Origin of the sequence: Acidiphilium iwatense, assembly GCF_021556475.1 — a bacterium.
GTDB classification, from domain to species: domain Bacteria; phylum Pseudomonadota; class Alphaproteobacteria; order Acetobacterales; family Acetobacteraceae; genus Acidiphilium; species Acidiphilium iwatense.
In genome coordinates, this window is the sequence record NZ_JAKGBZ010000010.1 from 61,115 (window position 1) to 78,015 (window position 16,901).

The 16,901-nt window shown below is 65.5% G+C and carries 11 protein-coding genes; 6 read left to right on the forward strand and 5 right to left on the reverse strand.

The window, feature by feature from the left end; translation table 11 throughout:
- Positions 1–3 precede the first annotated feature (3 nt).
- The 4 genes from L2A60_RS07165 to L2A60_RS07180 are packed head-to-tail and all read right to left on the reverse strand — an operon-like array spanning position 4 to position 5,651.
- Complete coding sequence (locus tag L2A60_RS07165; protein ID WP_235703690.1) at positions 4–1,608, reverse strand: Rieske (2Fe-2S) protein; 1,605 nt, start codon at positions 1,606–1,608, stop codon at positions 4–6.
- A 27-nt stretch (positions 1,609–1,635) separates the two neighbouring features.
- A complete protein-coding gene (gene pip / locus L2A60_RS07170) occupies positions 1,636–2,586 on the reverse strand; it encodes a prolyl aminopeptidase (protein ID WP_235703691.1) in 951 nt (316 codons plus the stop codon).
- A 2-nt stretch (positions 2,587–2,588) separates the two neighbouring features.
- Complete coding sequence (locus tag L2A60_RS07175) at positions 2,589–3,725, reverse strand: DegT/DnrJ/EryC1/StrS family aminotransferase (protein ID WP_235703692.1); 1,137 nt, start codon at positions 3,723–3,725, stop codon at positions 2,589–2,591.
- A gap of 9 nt (positions 3,726–3,734) precedes the next feature.
- A complete protein-coding gene (locus L2A60_RS07180) occupies positions 3,735–5,651 on the reverse strand; it encodes a polysaccharide biosynthesis protein (protein ID WP_407932528.1) in 1,917 nt (638 codons plus the stop codon).
- Between the two features lie 133 nt (positions 5,652–5,784).
- Between L2A60_RS07180 and putA the strand changes: the two genes are divergently transcribed.
- From putA to L2A60_RS07210, 6 genes are read left to right on the forward strand one after another with little or no spacing between them, the layout of a single operon-like run.
- Positions 5,785–9,639, forward strand: coding sequence for a trifunctional transcriptional regulator/proline dehydrogenase/L-glutamate gamma-semialdehyde dehydrogenase (putA, locus tag L2A60_RS07185; protein ID WP_235703694.1), 3,855 nt, complete (start codon positions 5,785–5,787; stop codon positions 9,637–9,639).
- A gap of 27 nt (positions 9,640–9,666) precedes the next feature.
- Positions 9,667–10,809: a branched-chain amino acid ABC transporter substrate-binding protein gene (locus L2A60_RS07190; protein ID WP_235703695.1), complete on the forward strand. Its 1,143-nt coding sequence runs from the start codon at positions 9,667–9,669 to the stop codon at positions 10,807–10,809.
- 16 nt (positions 10,810–10,825) lie between these two features.
- Positions 10,826–11,728 (forward strand): branched-chain amino acid ABC transporter permease, encoded by a 903-nt coding sequence (locus L2A60_RS07195; RefSeq protein ID WP_235703696.1) that lies wholly within the window; start codon positions 10,826–10,828, stop codon positions 11,726–11,728.
- On the forward strand, positions 11,728–12,657 hold the full coding sequence (locus L2A60_RS07200; RefSeq protein WP_235703697.1) for a branched-chain amino acid ABC transporter permease: 930 nt from the start codon (positions 11,728–11,730) through the stop codon (positions 12,655–12,657). The genes L2A60_RS07195 and L2A60_RS07200 overlap by 1 nt, the downstream gene beginning before the upstream one ends.
- A complete protein-coding gene (locus L2A60_RS07205) occupies positions 12,654–13,439 on the forward strand; it encodes an ABC transporter ATP-binding protein (protein ID WP_235703698.1) in 786 nt (261 codons plus the stop codon). Before L2A60_RS07200 ends, L2A60_RS07205 begins: the two co-directional genes overlap by 4 nt.
- Positions 13,436–14,164, forward strand: a complete 729-nt coding sequence (locus tag L2A60_RS07210; protein WP_235703699.1) for an ABC transporter ATP-binding protein — start codon at positions 13,436–13,438, stop codon at positions 14,162–14,164. Before L2A60_RS07205 ends, L2A60_RS07210 begins: the two co-directional genes overlap by 4 nt.
- Here L2A60_RS07210 and alaS read toward each other — a convergent pair.
- On the reverse strand, positions 14,132–16,768 hold the full coding sequence (alaS, locus tag L2A60_RS07215) for an alanine--tRNA ligase (protein ID WP_235703700.1): 2,637 nt from the start codon (positions 16,766–16,768) through the stop codon (positions 14,132–14,134). The two genes, L2A60_RS07210 and alaS, sit on opposite strands and share 33 nt — an antisense overlap.
- Between the last annotated feature and the right edge of the window lie 133 nt (positions 16,769–16,901).

Sequence of the window (16,901 nt, forward strand, 5' to 3'; positions counted from 1 at the left end):
GGGCTAAATCAGGGCAATTCGATTCGCTCCAGGCCCGATCAGATCGAGCGCCTGGCGGGCGGCGCGCAAGGCATGGCGTCCCTTCATCGGTGCCGCGACGAACCGGTTCAGGGCGGCGGTCAGGGTATGCGCTTGCGCGGGCAGGATCGTGGCCATCGCGTCGGCCGCGCACAGGGTTTTGACGACGTGCGCCGAAATGATGAAGCGGTCCCGGCCATGGTCGAACACCGCCCGGTACTGCCGGTCCAGGCTGGCGCGGTCATCGTCCTGACCATGGGCCGAGGCATCGGCGGCCGCATCGACAAATCCGGCGTTGCGGCCGATGAAGCAGGCCAACTGCAACAATATCGACGGCCACAGCGCGGGCGTTTCGCCGGCGACCCGCCATCCCGCCTCGGCGAAGGTGATCGCGTGGGTGAAGTCGAGCCAGTTGACGGATTGCGCCGGCGCCACGTCGGTGCGGTCGAACAACGATGCATTCGCGTGCAGCATCATCCAGGCCGCCTCGCCGACCAGCGCCTCGAAAATTTGCTCCGGCGGGTGGCGCGCGCCCCAGCCGGCGACGATCGGCAGGACCCGGCGAACCGATTTGCCGCGCAGGGACGCGCCAGCCAGCGCCGGCGTGTCGGTCCGGGCGCGGCCCCAGGCGTCCAGCACGGTCTGGTAGGTGGCGAACTCCGGCAACAGATCTTCGCGGGTCGCGCGGATCAGGCTGCGAACCAGCAGCGCCAGCAAGGGCGCCGCGCCGCCGGGCCCCAGGGTGTCGATCAGATCGACCGTCTTGATCGTGTAGATGAGGGAATGGCCGAAATCGGCGTAGTGGTTCAGGGCGGCGCGCGCGAGGATCGGGCGCAGATCATCCGCGGCCAATCCGGCGCGGGGCGCGGCGCGGATCAGATGGATCGCGGCGGCTTCGTTCTCCGTCTCGATCGCGTCGAGAAACGCGGCCGGGTTCCAGGATCGGCTTTTGGGGTCCGCGTCGTCCGCAAACGGGTGCAAACCCTGCCCGAAGGCGTCGTCCGCGATGTGGCCGAGGATTTCACCCAGGGCGACGAGCCGTTCCGCCGGCGTCGTTTCCGGCCGCGCGGCAAGGGCGAGCCAGTCGGGGGTGACGGCGATGGCGTGAGTGGTTCCGTCTTCGAGACGCTCGTGTGCCCAGGCGACGGCATGGCGGACCAGATCGAGATGGTCTCCGCCGGCCGCGAGATAGCGGGCGGCTTCCCGGAGAATGCGTCCCTGCCGGCGGGTGCGCAGGGCGGTTTCGAGATCGTCCAGAATCCGTCTCCGGCTCGCGTTCCGATCGGGCGGCGTCAAATCGATCTGGACCTGTCCGTCCCGAACGCGCACCGGGTAATGCCGCAAACGGTCCTCGCCGACCAGCGTCCGGCCCGAGGCGAGATCGAATTTCCAGTGGTGCCAATGGCAGGTCAGCGTGCAGCCGTCGAGCGCGCCTTCGGCGAGCGGGTAGCCCTCGTGCGGACAGCGGTTATCGACCGCGAAGATCGCGCCGTCCGCTGCGATCAGCAGGATTTGGCCGCCGTCATGCCTGACGATTGTTTTGCCGCTCCGATCGAGCCGTTCGAGCGTGATCGCGTCGAGCCATTGCATCGTGTTCTCCCGAGTGCTTCTTCCAGGCTAGAGCAAGATGTGCGCGCGCTGCAATCCGGCAATCAGGGCGGCGCGGATGCCGGGTTCGAGCGCCGAATGGCCGGCATCCGGCACGATGGTCAGCCTGGCGGCCGGCCAGGCGGCGGCGAGATCGAAGGCGGTTCGCGGCGGGCAGATCATGTCGTAGCGGCCCTGGACGATTTCGGCCGGCACCCGCTTCAGCGGCTCCATATGTGCGAGCAGCCCGCCTTCTGGCAGAAACAGGCCATGCACGAAATAATGCGCCTCGATCCGCGCCAGCCCGATCGCGGTGCGGTCTTGCGCGAAGGCCGCCACGGTCTCGAAGCTCGGCAGCAAAGTCGAGCACGAGCCTTCATAGACCGACCATGCGCGCGCCGCCGGGATGTGGATGTCCGGGTTCGGATCGCGCAACCGCTTCAGATAGCCGGCCAGGAGATCGCGGCGCTCGGCTTCGGGCAGGAAATTGACCAGCGCCGCATGAGCGTCGGGGAAAAACTGGGCGAGTCCGCGCAGGAACCAGTCCACTTCGCCGGGACGGCCGAGAAAAATGCCGCGCAACACCATCCCGGCCACCCGCTCGGGATATGTCTGACCATAGGCCAGCGCAAGCGTGGACCCCCAGGAGCCGCCGAACAGGATGAACCGCTCGATGCCGAGAAATCCGCGTAGCGTCTCGATGTCGTGCACCAGATGCGCTGTGGTATTCGCCGCCAGCCCGCCGAGCGGGGTGGACCGCCCGGCGCCGCGCTGATCGAAAATCACCACGCGCCAGATCGCGGGATCGAAGAACCGCCGATGCACCGCGCCTGCCCCGGCGCCCGGCCCGCCATGCAGGAACAGCACTGGCTTGCCGCGCGGGTTGCCGACCTGCTCCCAATAGATCACATGCCCATCGCCGACCGGCAGATAGCCGCTCTCGTACGGGCCGATTTCCGGGAACAGGTCGCCGCGCGGCATGGTCAGACGGGCCCGAACGCGGCGATCACCCGTGCCACCTGATCGTTGTCGAGATCGGGATGGATCGGCAGGGCGAGAATGCGCGTCGCCACATCCTCCGCTACTGGCAGCACCGCGCCGTCATGCGCGGCCGCATAGGCCGGCTGATGGTGCAACGGTTTCGGGTAATAGATCGCGGTGGGCACGCCCTCGGCACGCAGCCGAGCCTGCGTTGCGTCGCGCTCGGCTGCGTTCTCGAACAGCACGGCGTAGATCGCCCAGGCACCGGCGCTGTCAGCCACCCGCGCCGGGATTGTCGCATAATCGCCAAGGCCGGCATCATAGGCGCGGGCGATCGCCTCGCGCCGCGCCAGTTCGGCTTCGAACACATCGAGCTTGGCGAGCAGAACCGCCGCCTGCAACGTATCCAGCCGTCCGTTCATGCCGATGCGTTGAACATCATAGCGGCTCGCGCCTTCGCCATGGGTGCGCAGGGACCGATATAGCGCGGCACGCTCCGCATCCTCGGTGAACAATGCGCCGCCATCGCCATAGGCGCCGAGCGGTTTCGATGGGAAGAAGCTGGTCGCCGTCGCATGCGCTTCATGCCCGAGCCGCGTGCCATGCAGCGACGCGCCGAACGCCTGCGCGCAATCGTCCAGTGTGAACAACCCATGACGCTCGGCGATCGCGCGCAATTCGGGCCACGGCGCGGGCTGGCCGAACAGATCGACGCCGATCACCGCGCGCGGCCGCAGTTTTCCGCCGCGTGCGGTCTCGGCGATCCGCGCCTCCAGATGCGCCGGATCGATCTGGAATGTCGCCGGGTTGATATCGACGAACACCGGCGTCGCCCCCAGCAGCAGCGGCACCTCGGCGGTCGCGGTATAGGTGAAACCCGGCAGAAATACCGCATCGCCCGGCCCGACCCCCTCGGCCATCAGCGCGATCTGCAACGCATCGGTCCCCGAACTCACGGTCACGCAATGGGCGGCGCGGCAGAACGCGGCGAGCCGGGCTTCCAGCTCCGCCACCTCGGGGCCGAGAATGAACTGGCCATGCGCCAGCACCGCATCGATCCGGGCGCGCAGCGACGGCCCCAGCCGCGCCTGCTGCGCCTTCAGGTCGAGAAAAGGAATCGGGTTTGCTGAGACATCCATGGATGCGACTTAGCCTGTCGGCCCCGATGCGGCGAGAGGGGTTGGATTGCGGAATTCCGGCACCAGGCGCGCGAGAGCGGCCAGCGCCGCCGGCACTTCGCCTCGATCGACATAGCCCTGGATTTCATCGAGCGCGCGGCCGATGAACGCCGAGTCCGCAACGCGCGGAGCGGCCATCAGCAGGCCGGGAAACCCGGTCTCGATCGGCCGTTCCGCGCCATGGAACAACTCCTCGAACAGTTTTTCACCCGGTCTCAATCCGGTGAAGCGGATCGGAATATCGGCATCGGGCCGCAGCCCGGCGAGGCGGATCATCTGTCGCGCCAGATCCACGATTTTCACCGGCTCGCCCATGTCGAGCACGAAAATCCCGCCTTGCGTGACCGGCAGGTCGGCATCGGAATCGCCGACCACCGATGCCTGCAGCACCAGGGATACCGCCTCGCGCACGGTCATGAAATAGCGCCGCATGTCGGGATGGGTCACGGTCAGCGGCCCGCCGCGCGCGAGCTGGCGGCGGAACAGCGGCACCACCGAGCCGGTCGAGCCGAGCACATTGCCGAACCGCACCGTCACGATGCGCATCCCCCCGTCGCGCCGCGCCGCGATGTCCCATCCTTGCGCATAGATTTCGGCGAGCCGCTTGGACGCGCCCATGACCGAGGACGGGTTGACCGCCTTATCGGTCGAAATCAGCACCATCAGCGCGGTGCCGGAGACGCGCGCGGCGTCGGCCACGTTGCGGGTGCCGATCGCGTTGGTCGCCATCCCTTCCAGCGGGTTCGCCTCGACGATCGGCACGTGTTTCAGCGCCGCGGCGTGGAATACCAGTTCGGGCCGCAGCCGCGCACAGATCGCCTCGATCCGCGTCCGGTCGCGGACATCCGCGATGATCGCCTCGCGGGGCAAAGACGGCACGGTTTCCGACAGTTCCAGGTCGATTTTCCACAGCGCGTATTCGCTGGAATCAAGAAGAATGATGCTCTCCGGCCCGAAACCGGCGACTTGCCGGGCAAGTTCCGATCCGATCGAACCGCCCGCGCCGGTGACCAGAACCCGCCGTCCCTGGATCAGCCGTGCCATGCCCTCGCGGTCCAGCGCCACTTGCGGCCGGTTCAGCAGATCCTCGATGGCGATCGGCCGCAGCGCCAGATCGGCGATGCCCTCCGTCGCGGCGAGCGATGTCGGTGCCAGCACGGTCGGGCTCGGCGCGCGGGCGACACGGATACCGCGCGTCTCGGCTTCCGCAAGGATGGCGCGCAGCCCCGAACCGATGATTTCGCCGCTGGCGACGATCAGCACCGACGGGGTCTGCTCCGACTCCGCAAGTCGGTCGAGCGCGGCGCCGAGTTCGCCCACCGTGCCCAGGATCGACACGTTATGAATGCGCCGTCCGATCTCCCGCGCCGATACCGAAAGCAGTCCAAGCACGCGGTAGCGCCGCTTCGAATCCCGCCCCAACGCTGCCAGGAACAATTCCGCGCCTTCGCCATCGCCGAGTAGAAGCGCGGTTTCGGCATCGTCGGCGGGCGTCTCGCGCGGTGCCCGCGCGATCCGGTACAACAGGCGCGGCGCGGTCAGCCCAAGCCCGAAGGTGAGGGCCAGCAGCACCGGAAAACTCGCCGACGGCAGCGCCGCCCCGACCCCGACCAGAAGCAGCACGATCAGCAGCGCCGCGAGCGCCGCGATGGCGCCGATCGCGGTCAGGTCGGGCAGGCTGGTGAAGCGCCAATGCTGGCGCGCGAGGCCGAACGGCACGCCGATCAGCCAGATCGCGCCGGTGCCCGCCAGCGGCAACAAAGCGGGTGCGGGCGCCGGATGGGCGGGGACGGCCAGCCAGCACGCCGCGATCACGGCGAGCGCGGCGAGCACGCCGTCAAGCAGGAAATTCACCGCGATGCGAAACTGGCTGCGCCCGAACGTCATGACGGCACGGTTCTTACGCGAAATCGCGCGAAAGGTCATGAGTGCACCGCAATATCGATTTTGGTTGCACCTTATTTCCGTTCAGTGTAACCGACCGTCCGCGACGGTATAACCTTTGTAGGGACAGAGCAAAATGACGGTTTCGACCATGGGGGTGAAGCTCGATGACCAGGTGCGCGCGCGCCTGCGCGTCGCCGCCGAACGCCAAGGTCGCACCACGCATTGGCTGGTCAAGCAGGTGATTCTGTCCGGGCTGGAGCGCCTGGAACGTGGCGAGACGATCGACGGCGCTGCTCCCGATGCCGAGATGGATTTGCCGCCGGCCGAGGAAGCCGCCCCGAGCGTTCCGTTTCTCGATTTCGCCCAGGATGTCCAGCCGCAGACGGTGCTGCGCGCAGCGATCACCAGCGCCTATCGCAGGCCGGAGACCGAATGCATCCCGGCGCTGATCGAGAACGCGGCGCTGCCCGAGGCGCTGTCGCGACAGGCACGCAAGACCGCGACTGACCTCATCGCGAAGCTGCGGGCGCGGCGCAGCGGTGGGCTGGTGGAAACCCTGCTTCAGGAATATGCCCTGTCGAGCCAGGAAGGCGTTGCGCTGATGTGCCTCGCCGAGGCGCTGCTGCGCATTCCCGACGCGGCCACCCGCGACAGCCTGATCCGCGACAAGATCGGCCAGGGCGACTGGCAGCGCCATGTCGGCGAAAGCCCCTCGCTGTTCGTCAACGCGGCGACCTGGGGGTTGTTGCTCACCGGCAAGCTGACCGCGACGGCAAGCGAAAAAGGCCTGTCCTCGGCGCTGACGAAATTGATCGCGCGCGGCGGCGAACCGCTGGTGCGGCGCGGCGTGCACATCGCGATGCGGCTGATGGGCGAGCAGTTCGTCATGGGCCAGACCATCGCGGAAGCGCTCGCCAATGCCCGTAAACTGGAAACGCGCGGATTCCGCTATTCCTACGACATGCTGGGCGAAGCCGCGATCACCGAAGCGGACGCGGCACGCTACTATCGCGACTACGAACAGGCGATCCACGCGATCGGCACCGCCGGACGCGGCAAAGGAATTTACGAAGGCCCAGGAATTTCCATCAAACTCTCGGCCCTGCATCCGCGCTATGCACGCGCTCAGCGGTCGCGAGTGATGACGGAACTCGCGCCGCGCCTCACCGCGCTGGCCCTGCTCGCGCGCGGCTACGATATCGGCATCAATATCGACGCCGAGGAAGCCGACCGGCTGGAGCTTTCGCTCGATTTGCTGGAAGGCTTGTGCTTCGAGCCGGCGCTCGCTGGCTGGAACGGGATCGGCTTCGTCGTCCAGGCCTATCAGAAGCGTGCGTCCTTCGTGATCGACTTTTTGATCGATCTCGCACGGCGCAGCCGGCACCGGCTGATGGTGCGGCTGGTCAAGGGCGCCTATTGGGATTCCGAAATCAAGCGCGCCCAGCTCGACGGGCTCGAAGGGTTTCCGGTGTTCACCCGGAAGGTGCACACCGACATTTCCTACCTTGCCTGCGCGCGCAAGATGCTCGTGGCACCCGCCGAGATTTTTCCGCAATTCGCCACGCACAACGCCCTTACGCTCGCCGCGATTCACGCCATGGCGGGGGCGAATTTCTATGTCGGGCAATATGAGTTCCAGTGCCTGCACGGCATGGGCGAACCGCTATATGAGGAGGTTGTCGGGGCGCAGCACCTCAACCGGCCGTGCCGGATCTATGCGCCGGTTGGCACCCATGAGACGCTGCTCGCCTATCTGGTCCGGCGCCTTCTGGAAAACGGAGCCAACACGTCGTTCGTCAACAAACTCGCCGATCATCGCGTATCGGTCGACGAACTGCTCGCCGATCCGGTCGATGAAGCCCGCAAGAACGCACCGATCGGTGCGCCGCATCCGAAAATCGCGGAACCGGCGGCGATCTTCGGCGATGCGCGGCGCAATTCGGCTGGGCTCGATCTCTCCAACGAGCAGCGCCTCGCCTCGCTCGCTTCGGCCCTGCTCGCGGGGATCGAGCAGGAGCGACGCGCCGCCCCCGATATCGCATCCGGCGAAACTGATGGTGCTGGGCGGATCATCCAGAATCCGGCGATGCGGCAAGATGGTGTCGGCACCGTGATCGAGGCGAGTGCCGCGGCGATCGAGGCGGCGCTGGCGGCGGCGAGCGAGGCCGCACCGATCTGGCAGGCAGCACAGCCGGAAGATCGCGCCGCCGTGCTGGAGCGCGCCGCCGACCTGCTCGAAGCGCGGATGCCGAAGCTCATCGGCCTGATCGTGCGTGAAGCCGGCAAGACGCTTCCGGCCGCGATCGGCGAGGTCCGCGAAGCGGTCGATTTCCTGCGCTACGACGCTGCAACCCTGCGTACCGGTTTCAATAACGATACGCACCGCCCGCTCGGCATGGTCGCAGCGATCAGTCCGTGGAACTTCCCGCTCGCCATTTTCATGGGTCAGGTCGCGGCGGCATTGGCCGCCGGCAATGTCGTGCTCGCCAAACCGGCGGAGGAAACCCCGCTGATCGCCGCCGAAGCGGTGCGTCTGCTGCGCGAGGCCGGCGTGCCGCGCGGTGCGATCCAGCTTCTGCCCGGCGACGGCGATGTGGGCGCGGCGTTGGTGAACGATCCGCGCGTGCGCGGCGTGATCTTCACCGGCTCGACCGAGGTGGCGCGACTGATCCAGACAAGCCTTGCCGCGCGGCTCGACCCGCGCGGGATGCCGGTGCCGCTGATCGCCGAAACCGGCGGGCAGAACGCGATGCTTGTCGATTCCTCCGCCTTGCTCGAACAGGCGGTAGGCGACATCGTCGCCTCCGCCTTCGACTCCGCCGGACAACGCTGTTCGGCGCTGCGCATTCTGCTGGTGCAGGACGACATCGCCGATCCGCTGCTGGCGATGCTCAAAGGTGCGATGGCGGAATTCTCGATCGGCAATCCCGACCGGCTGGAAACCGATATCGGTCCGGTGATTTCCGAGGCCGCGCGCGCGACCATCACGGCCCATATTGCGCGCATGACCGAACGCGGTTGCCCGATTTTCGCACCGGCTCTGCCGGCCGCCTGCGCGGACGGATACTTCGTTGCCCCGACGCTGATCGAAATCGACGATCCCGCTCAACTGGAACGCGAAGTGTTCGGTCCGGTGCTTCACGTGGTGCGCTACCGCCGCGCCGAGCGGGACCGGATGATCGAGGCGGTCAACGCGCGCGGCTACGCACTCACCTTCGGCATCCATAGCCGGATCGACGAGACCATCGCGCAGGTGACCGATCGCATCGAGGCAGGAAATATCTACGTCAATCGCAATATCATCGGTGCCGTGGTCGGCGTTCAGCCGTTCGGTGGCCATAGCCTGTCGGGCACCGGGCCGAAGGCCGGCGGGCCGCTCTATCTGCGCCGCCTGCTCGCCGCGCGCCCCCGGAGCAGCGGGCTGCCAGCCGGGGCTACCCCGCGCGCCGCGATGGATGAGTTTGTCACCTGGCTCGATCGGTACGGATTCGATTCGGCACATGCCAAGCGCTATGCGGCAACCACCCCGCTCAACGTATCGGTCGATCTGCCGGGGCCGGTTGGCGAGCATAATTGGTATCGTTTGAAGTCGCGCGGGCGGGTTCTGTGCCGGGCAGCGACGCAAGCGGGATTGCTGCGCCAGATTGCAGCCGCGATCGCGACCGGCAATCGCGCACTCGTCTGGTGTGCCGAACCCTTCGAGAATCTTGCCAATTTGCCCGATCTGGTCAGGAAATTGATTGCACCGGTCAAAAATCCGCTTGACGTGGAGGCCGATGTCGCCTTGTTCGAAGGCGACGGCGCCGCGCTGCGCGCGTTCCAGGCAGCTTTTGCGGCGCGGCCGGGGCCGGTGATCGCGGTTCACGCCGTACCGTCGGATGGGCTGTCGGATTGGGACTATCCGCTGGAGTTCCTGCTCACCGAGCAGTCGCTCAGCATTAATACGGCGGCGGCGGGCGGCAATGCGAGCTTAATGACGATTGGTTAGTAAACAGGACAACAAGGGAGAACGACGATGATCAAAAAATTCATGATCGGTGGCGCATCGGCCATCGCCATACTGGCATCAGGTTGCATCGCGCAGGCGGCCCCGCCGATCCGCATCGGCGTGCAGGCGCCGATCACCGGCACCTATGCCGATGAAGGCCAGGGTATCGAAAAGGCGGTGAAATTGCTCGCCGAACAGCAGAACGCGAAGGGCGGACTGCTTGGCCGGAAAATCGAAATAAAGGTCTGCGACGACGAGGGTAAGGCAGCGCAGGCCGCGATCTGCGCGAGGCAACTGGCGGACGCTCACGTGGTCGCCGTGGTCGGCTCCTACACCAGCGGTGCGGCACTCGCCGCACAGCCGATCTACGCGCGGGCGAACATCATCCAGACCTCTGACGGCACCTCCAACAAGCTGATCGCGCGAGGCTACAAAACCTGGTTCGGCAATGCCGCGCCCAACAGCGCCGAGGCCAAGTTCACCGCGCATTACATGGTCGATGTGCGGCACTTCAAGCGCACTGCCGTGCTGACCGATCATTCGAGCTTCGCGACCGGCCTCGCCGATTCGGTGGTGAAGGACGTGAAGGCAGATCACGGCAAAATCATCGACAAAGCCTTCATCAATGCCGGCTCGCAGAATTTTACCCCGGTCCTGACCAAGCTGAAATCGCTGCACCCGGATGCGATTTATTTCTCCGGCTACTATTCCGATGGCGGGCTGATCCGCGCGCAGATGGTGCAACTCGGCATCAAGGCGGCTTTCGTCGGTGGCGATGCGAACCAGAACGTCGCTTTCGGCAAGATCGCCGGTGCGGCGGCGAAAGGTGCTGTCATCATCAATGTTCCCGCGCCGCAGGATCTGCCCTATCCGGTGGCTAAGCAATTCGTCGCTGCCTATCAGGCGAAATATCACGCCTTGCCGCCTTCGGTGTTCACCCTGACCAATGCGGACGGGATGCGCGCGGTGATGCAGGCGATCGAGGCAACCCATAGCGTGAAACCGGCGAAACTCGAAAACTATCTGCACCACCTGAAAAATTTCCAGGGCCTGACCGGAACCTTCGCGTGGAACGGACGCGGCAAGCGGATCGGCAGCCCGTTCACCGCCTTCGAGGTCGGGGCGGATGGCGGCTACACGATCGTCTATCCGGCGCCGAGCGCGGGATAACGCGGAGACACCCGCCATGGGCACATTCATCCAGCAGGTCATCAACGGGCTGACGGTCGGCGGCATCTACGCGCTGATCGCACTCGGCTACACCATGGTTTATGGCGTGCTGCGGCTGATCAATTTCGCCCATGGCGATCTCTGCATTCTTGGCGCTTTCGTCGGGCTGACGATGCTGAGCGGCGCACTCGGTGGCGGCCATCCCGGCCCGGCGTTAGTGCTACTCGCCTTCGTGGTCGCGGTGATCGCGATTTCGGTGGCGGGCGTCGCCCTTGAATTCGTCGCCTACCGGCCGCTGCGCAAGGCGGACCGGCTGGCAGCGGTGGTCTCCGCACTCGGTGCCTCGATGCTGATCGAAAACGGCATCATGCTGATCTGGGGGCCCGAGGTGCGGGTATTTCCCTCTGGCTTGCTGCCGGCGACGACCTGGCACGTCGCCGGCGCGTCGATCAGCTTCGTCGAGGTGATGATCATTATCGTCTCGGTCGTCCTGATGGCGGCGCTTTATGGTTTCGTAAACCATACCCGCTTCGGCACCGCGATCCGCGCCGCCGCGATCGATCAGGATGCGGCACGGCTGATGGGCATCAACGTCAACCGTGTGATTTCCAGCGTGTTCGTCATCGGCCCGGCGTTGGGTGCCGTCGGTGGATTGTTCATCGGCCTCTATTACCGCGAGGCGTATTTCACCATGGGCTGGACCTATGGGCTGAACGCCTTCATCGCCGCGATCATCGGCGGAATCGGCAACATTCCCGGTGCGATGCTGGGCGGCGTTCTGCTTGGCCTGTTCAACGCCTTTGCCGCCGGCTATGTTTCAAGCTCCTGGCAGAACGCGATCACGTTCGCTTTGCTGATCGCAATTCTGCTGATCCGGCCTTCGGGACTTCTGGGCGAGCGGGTGGCGGAGAAGGTATGATGCGGCGCACGCTACCGACGGCCGCGATCGGTGCCGTTCTCTGGGCGGGATGCCTCGCCCTGCCGATCTTTCTCGACAGCGCCTGGATCTCGATCGCGGCGATTTTCGCGATCTATGCGATCGTCGCTCTTTCGCAGGACGTGGTGCTTGGCCGCGCGGGTCTCTACGATATGGGTCATGCGGTCTATTTCGGCATCGGCGCCTACGCAACCGCCGTGCTGAATGTCGGTTTCGGCTGGCCAATCCTGGCGACCCTGCCGGTCGCGATCGTCGGCGCCGCATTAGTTGGCGCCGTCTTCGCGGCCCCGATCATCCGCCTGCGCGGCGACTATCTTCTGGTCGCGACGATCGGGCTCAATGCCATCTTCGTCCTTGCCATGCGCAACGATCTTGGTGGGCTCACCGGCGGGTCGGACGGCATCCCCGGTCTCGGCGTGCCGTCTTTGTTCGGATTGCAGATTGAGAGCCAGAGCGCGCTGTTCTGGTTCGATTGGGTTCTGCTCGGCGTCGTTCTCCTGGTGATGCGCAATCTCGACCGTTGCGAACTTGGCCGCGCGCTGCGTTATCTGAAACAGGACCAACTCGCGGCGAGCACGCTTGGCGTCGATGCGCGGCGTACCAAAATCCTCGCCTTCGCGCTGGGCGCCGGCCTTGCCGGTCTCGCCGGCACGCTGTTCGCCGTTCAGATTTCAACGGTCAGCCCATCATCCTTCGTGTTCACCGAATCCGTCACTCTGTTCGCGATCGTGATCGTCGGCGGCCAGGGTTCGATCCCCGGCGTTTTGCTCGGCACCGCGCTGATGTTCGTCGTGCCGCAGATTTTCCGGGAATTCGCGCAGTACCGCTATTTCATCTTCGGTATCGCGATGATCGCGGTGATGGTGCTGCGGCCGCAAGGGTTATGGCCGCGCGCGAGGCTGGCCCGATGAGCGCACTCCTCGAACTCGCCGGCATCGGTATCAGTTTTGGCGGGTTGCGCGCCGTCGACGATCTGAGTTTCACGGTTGGGGAAGGCCAGATCGTGGCATTGATCGGGCCGAACGGCGCCGGCAAGACCACGGTGTTCAACATGATCACCGGCGTCTACCGGCCGAATGGCGGAAAAATCCTTTGGTACAATCATGACATTACCGGATTTGCTCCGCATCGTATCGCCCGTCTCGGTATCATGCGCACCTTTCAGACGATCCGGTTGTTTTCGGACATGTCGGTGTTCGAGAATGTCCGCGCCGGCTGCCATTTGCGCACGCGCCAGCATTGGTGGCAGGGGCTTGCCGGCCTGCCGTCGCAACGCCGCGAGGAAGCTGAGATCGCGGATCGCACTTCGGATATTCTGAAGCGGCTCGACCTCGAAACGGTGGCCGACGAACGCGCGATCGCTCTGCCGTACGGCGTGCAACGCCGGGTCGAACTCGCGCGCACGCTGATCGCCAACCCGAAGCTGGTGATCCTCGATGAGCCCGCGGCCGGGCTGAACGATCGGGAATCTGCGAAACTCAACGAAACCATCTTCGGTATCCGTGATTCCGGAATTACCGTTCTGCTGGTCGAGCACGACATGAACGTGGTGATGAACGTGACCGACCACATCGTGGTGATCAATTTCGGTCGCAAGATCGCCGAAGGAAACGCCGCTACCATTCGCAACAACCAACAGGTGATCGAGGCCTATCTCGGGCGCGACGATGACGAGACGGAGGAGGCGGCATGAGCTTGCTCGAAATCGCCGATCTTCGCGTCAACTATGGAGAGATCGAAGCGCTGAAAGGGGTTTCGCTTGCCGTCGCGCAAGGCGAGATCGTCGCTATCCTCGGCGCCAACGGCGCAGGCAAGACAACGCTGATGCGAACGATTTCCGGCCTGCTCGCGCCGCGTGGCGGGACGATACGCTTCGATGGCGCTGAGATCACAAAGCTCGGCGCGGATCGCATCGTTCAGCGCGGTATCGCGCAATCGCCGGAAGGGCGGCGCGTGTTCGGCACGCTGACGGTTCTGGAAAATCTCAGGCTCGGCGGCTTCACGCGGCCGCGCGGCGAAATTATGGGATCGCTGGATTTCGTGCTCGGGCTGTTTCCGCGCCTCGCCGAGCGGCGCGCGCAATTCGCGGGCACGCTTTCCGGGGGCGAGCAGCAGATGGTTGCGATCGGTCGCGCCTTGATGGCAAAGCCGCGTTTGCTGCTGCTCGACGAACCAAGTCTTGGCCTCGCACCGATCATCGTGCAGGCGATTTTCCGCAGCCTGCGCGAAATCGCGCGCACCGGGGTCACGATCCTTCTCGTCGAGCAGAACGCGCGCATGGCCCTGAAACTCGCCGATCGCGGTTACGTGCTGGAAGTCGGGCGGATCGTGCTCGCCGACGAGGCTAAGCGGTTGCTCGCCTCGCCGGACATCCAGGCGGCCTATCTAGGCGGCGAGAGCAGCGCGCACCGCGTCTAACGCGGCGTTGGCGCGCTCCGCGTCGGGGCCGCCGGCCTGGGCCATGTCGGGGCGGCCGCCGCCGCCTTTGCCGCCCACCGCTTCGGCGGCGGCGCGCACCAGAGTTACCGCATTGTGCCTGCCGGTCAGATCGTCGGATACGCCGACGACGATGCTCGCCTTGCCATCGGCGGTCGAAACCAGGGCCGCGACGCCGGAGCCGATCGATTTCAGGATGGAATCTGCAAGCGATTTCAGATCGCGCGGCGAAACCTCGCCGAGATTGCGCGCGGCGAGCTTCACCCCGCCGACATCCTCGATCTCCGAAGCGGCACCGCCGGTCGCGAGCTTGCGCTGCAACTCGCTGATCTGACGTTCCATCCGCTTGCGGTCTTCGAGAAGAGCGGCGATGCGTGCTGGCAGTTCGGCGGGTGCGGCTTTCACCACGGCGCTGGCTTCGGCAAGAAGATCGGCGTCGGCTTCGATCGCGGCAAGAGCCGCTTCGCCGGTGACCGCCTCGATGCGCCGGATGCCGGCGGCGACGCCGGATTCGGCCAGAATACGAAACGCGCCGATATCGCCGGTGCGCCCAACATGCGTGCCGCCGCAAAGCTCGATCGAGTAGGCGGTCTTGTTAGCATCGCCAGCACCCATCGAAACCACGCGCACCTCGTCGCCGTATTTTTCGCCGAACAGCGCCATGGCGCCGCGCTTCACCGCCTCATCGGGCGTCATCAGCCGTGTCTCGACCGTGCTGTTCTCGCGGATGCGCGCATTGACCGCGCGCTCCACCACGCGCAACTCGGCCGGTGTGACAGGCCGGGGCTGGGAAATATCGAAGCGCAGCCGGTCCGGTGCGTTCAGGCTGCCTTTCTGGGTCACGTGCGGGCCGAGCGTGCGGCGCAACGCCTCGTGCAAGAGATGCGTCGCGGAATGATGCCCGCGAATGGCGGCGCGGCGGGCGTTATCGACCTCGGCGTGAACCGTCTGACCGAGCGTCAGGTCGCCGGTTTCGACTTTGCCGAAATGCACGATCAGATCGCCGGCCTTCTTCTGGGTATCTCTAACAACGACACGTAGTCCGTCGGCGCTGAGCGTGCCGGTATCGCCGACCTGGCCGCCGCTTTCGGCGTAGAACGGTGTCTGGTTCAGGACGATCGCAACGTCCTGACCCACCTTGGCCGAATTCGCCGGTGCGCCATCGACGACGATGCCGATAACCGCCGCATCACTGTCTTCGCTGGTGTAGCCGAGGAATTCCGAGCTGCCCAGCCGGTCCTTCAGTTCGAACCAGACCGATTCTGTCGCAGCATCGCCAGTGCCGGCCCAGGCGGCGCGGGCACGGGCGCGCTGTTCCGCCATTGCCGCCTCGAACCCCTGGCGATCCAGGCCGCGCCCCTGCTCGCGCAGCGCGTCTTCAGTCAGGTCGAGCGGAAAGCCGAACGTGTCGTAAAGCTTGAAGGCAACCGCGCCGTCCAGCGGCTGCGCCTCGCTCAGTCGCGCCACCTCGTCATCGAGGAGCGACAGTCCGCGCTCCAGCATCACCGCGAATTTCTGTTCTTCCAGCTTCAAGGTTTCGACGATCAGCGGTTCTGCGCGCGGCAGTTCGGGATACGCCACGCCCATCTGGCGGGTGAGCGCCGGGACCAGCCGATAGATGAACGGCTCGCGCATCCCGAGCCGGTGGGCGTGGCGCATCGCCCGGCGCATGATCCGGCGCAGCACATAGCCCCGGCCTTCATTGGAGGGCAGCACGCCATCGGCGATCAGAAACGCCGTGCTGCGGAGATGATCGGCGATCACCCGGTGGCTGATTTTGTGCGGGCCGTCCGGGTCGGTGTGCGATGCTTCGGCGGAAGCCACGACAAGGGCGCGTAGCGTATCGGTATCGTAATTGTCGTGCTTGCCTTGTAGAATGGCGGCGAAGCGCTCCAGCCCCATGCCGGTGTCGATCGACGGGCGGGGCAGGGCGGTGCGAACGCCGCCTTCGGCCTCCAGATACTGCATGAACACGAGGTTCCAGATTTCGATGAACCTGTCGCCATCCTCGTCAGGACTGCCCGGCGGTCCGCCGGCGATCGACGGTCCGTGGTCGTAGAAAATCTCGGAAGATGGGCCGCACGGTCCGGTATCGCCCATACGCCAGAAATTGTCGTCGGTCGCGATGCGGATGATTTTCTGTTCCGGCAATCCGGCGATCCTGCGCCACAATTCGGCGGCCTGTTCGTCGTCGTGATAGACGGTGACCAGGAGCCGGTCTTTCGGCAGGCCGAAATCGCGCGTCAGCAGGGTCCAGGCGTGTTCGATCGCGACATCCTTGAAATAGTCGCCGAACGAGAAATTGCCGAGCATTTCGAAAAACGTGTGGTGCCGCGCGGTATACCCTACATTGTCGAGATCGTTATGCTTGCCGCCGGCGCGCACGCATTTCTGCGCCGACGCCGCGCGCACATAGGATCGCTTCTCTTGCCCGGTAAACAGGTTCTTGAACGGAACCATGCCCGAGTTGACGAACAGCAGCGTCGGGTCGTTGCGCGGCACCAACGGCGCACTGGGCACCACCTCATGCCCGGCGTTGCGGAAATAATCGAGAAACGTGTCGCGGATATCGTTGCTGGAGGTCATGGAGCGGCGAAAAGTCCCTGAAAAACCGAGGCTGCGAAGGGCATACCGCAGGGGATGCGGAATGTCATCTCGGGGGGCGGCGCAACACAGTCCGCCCCGCCCGATCGCCAGATCGGGCAGGGTGGGCGGGTGG

Bases quoted from the DNA above. Each gene is read 5' to 3' on its own strand.
- L2A60_RS07165 (WP_235703690.1), bottom strand. From the start codon at position 1,608: ATGCAATGGCTCGACGCGATCACGCTCGAACGGCTCGATCGGAGCGGC.
- pip (WP_235703691.1), bottom strand. From the start codon at position 2,586: ATGCCGCGCGGCGACCTGTTCCCGGAAATCGGCCCGTACGAGAGCGGC.
- L2A60_RS07175 (WP_235703692.1), bottom strand. From the start codon at position 3,725: ATGGATGTCTCAGCAAACCCGATTCCTTTTCTCGACCTGAAGGCGCAG.
- L2A60_RS07180 (WP_407932528.1), bottom strand. From the start codon at position 5,651: ATGACGTTCGGGCGCAGCCAGTTTCGCATCGCGGTGAATTTCCTGCTT.
- putA (WP_235703694.1), top strand. From the start codon at position 5,785: ATGACGGTTTCGACCATGGGGGTGAAGCTCGATGACCAGGTGCGCGCG.
- L2A60_RS07190 (WP_235703695.1), top strand. From the start codon at position 9,667: ATGATCAAAAAATTCATGATCGGTGGCGCATCGGCCATCGCCATACTG.
- L2A60_RS07195 (WP_235703696.1), top strand. From the start codon at position 10,826: ATGGGCACATTCATCCAGCAGGTCATCAACGGGCTGACGGTCGGCGGC.
- L2A60_RS07200 (WP_235703697.1), top strand. From the start codon at position 11,728: ATGCGGCGCACGCTACCGACGGCCGCGATCGGTGCCGTTCTCTGGGCG.
- L2A60_RS07205 (WP_235703698.1), top strand. From the start codon at position 12,654: ATGAGCGCACTCCTCGAACTCGCCGGCATCGGTATCAGTTTTGGCGGG.
- L2A60_RS07210 (WP_235703699.1), top strand. From the start codon at position 13,436: ATGAGCTTGCTCGAAATCGCCGATCTTCGCGTCAACTATGGAGAGATC.
- alaS (WP_235703700.1), bottom strand. From the start codon at position 16,768: ATGACCTCCAGCAACGATATCCGCGACACGTTTCTCGATTATTTCCGC.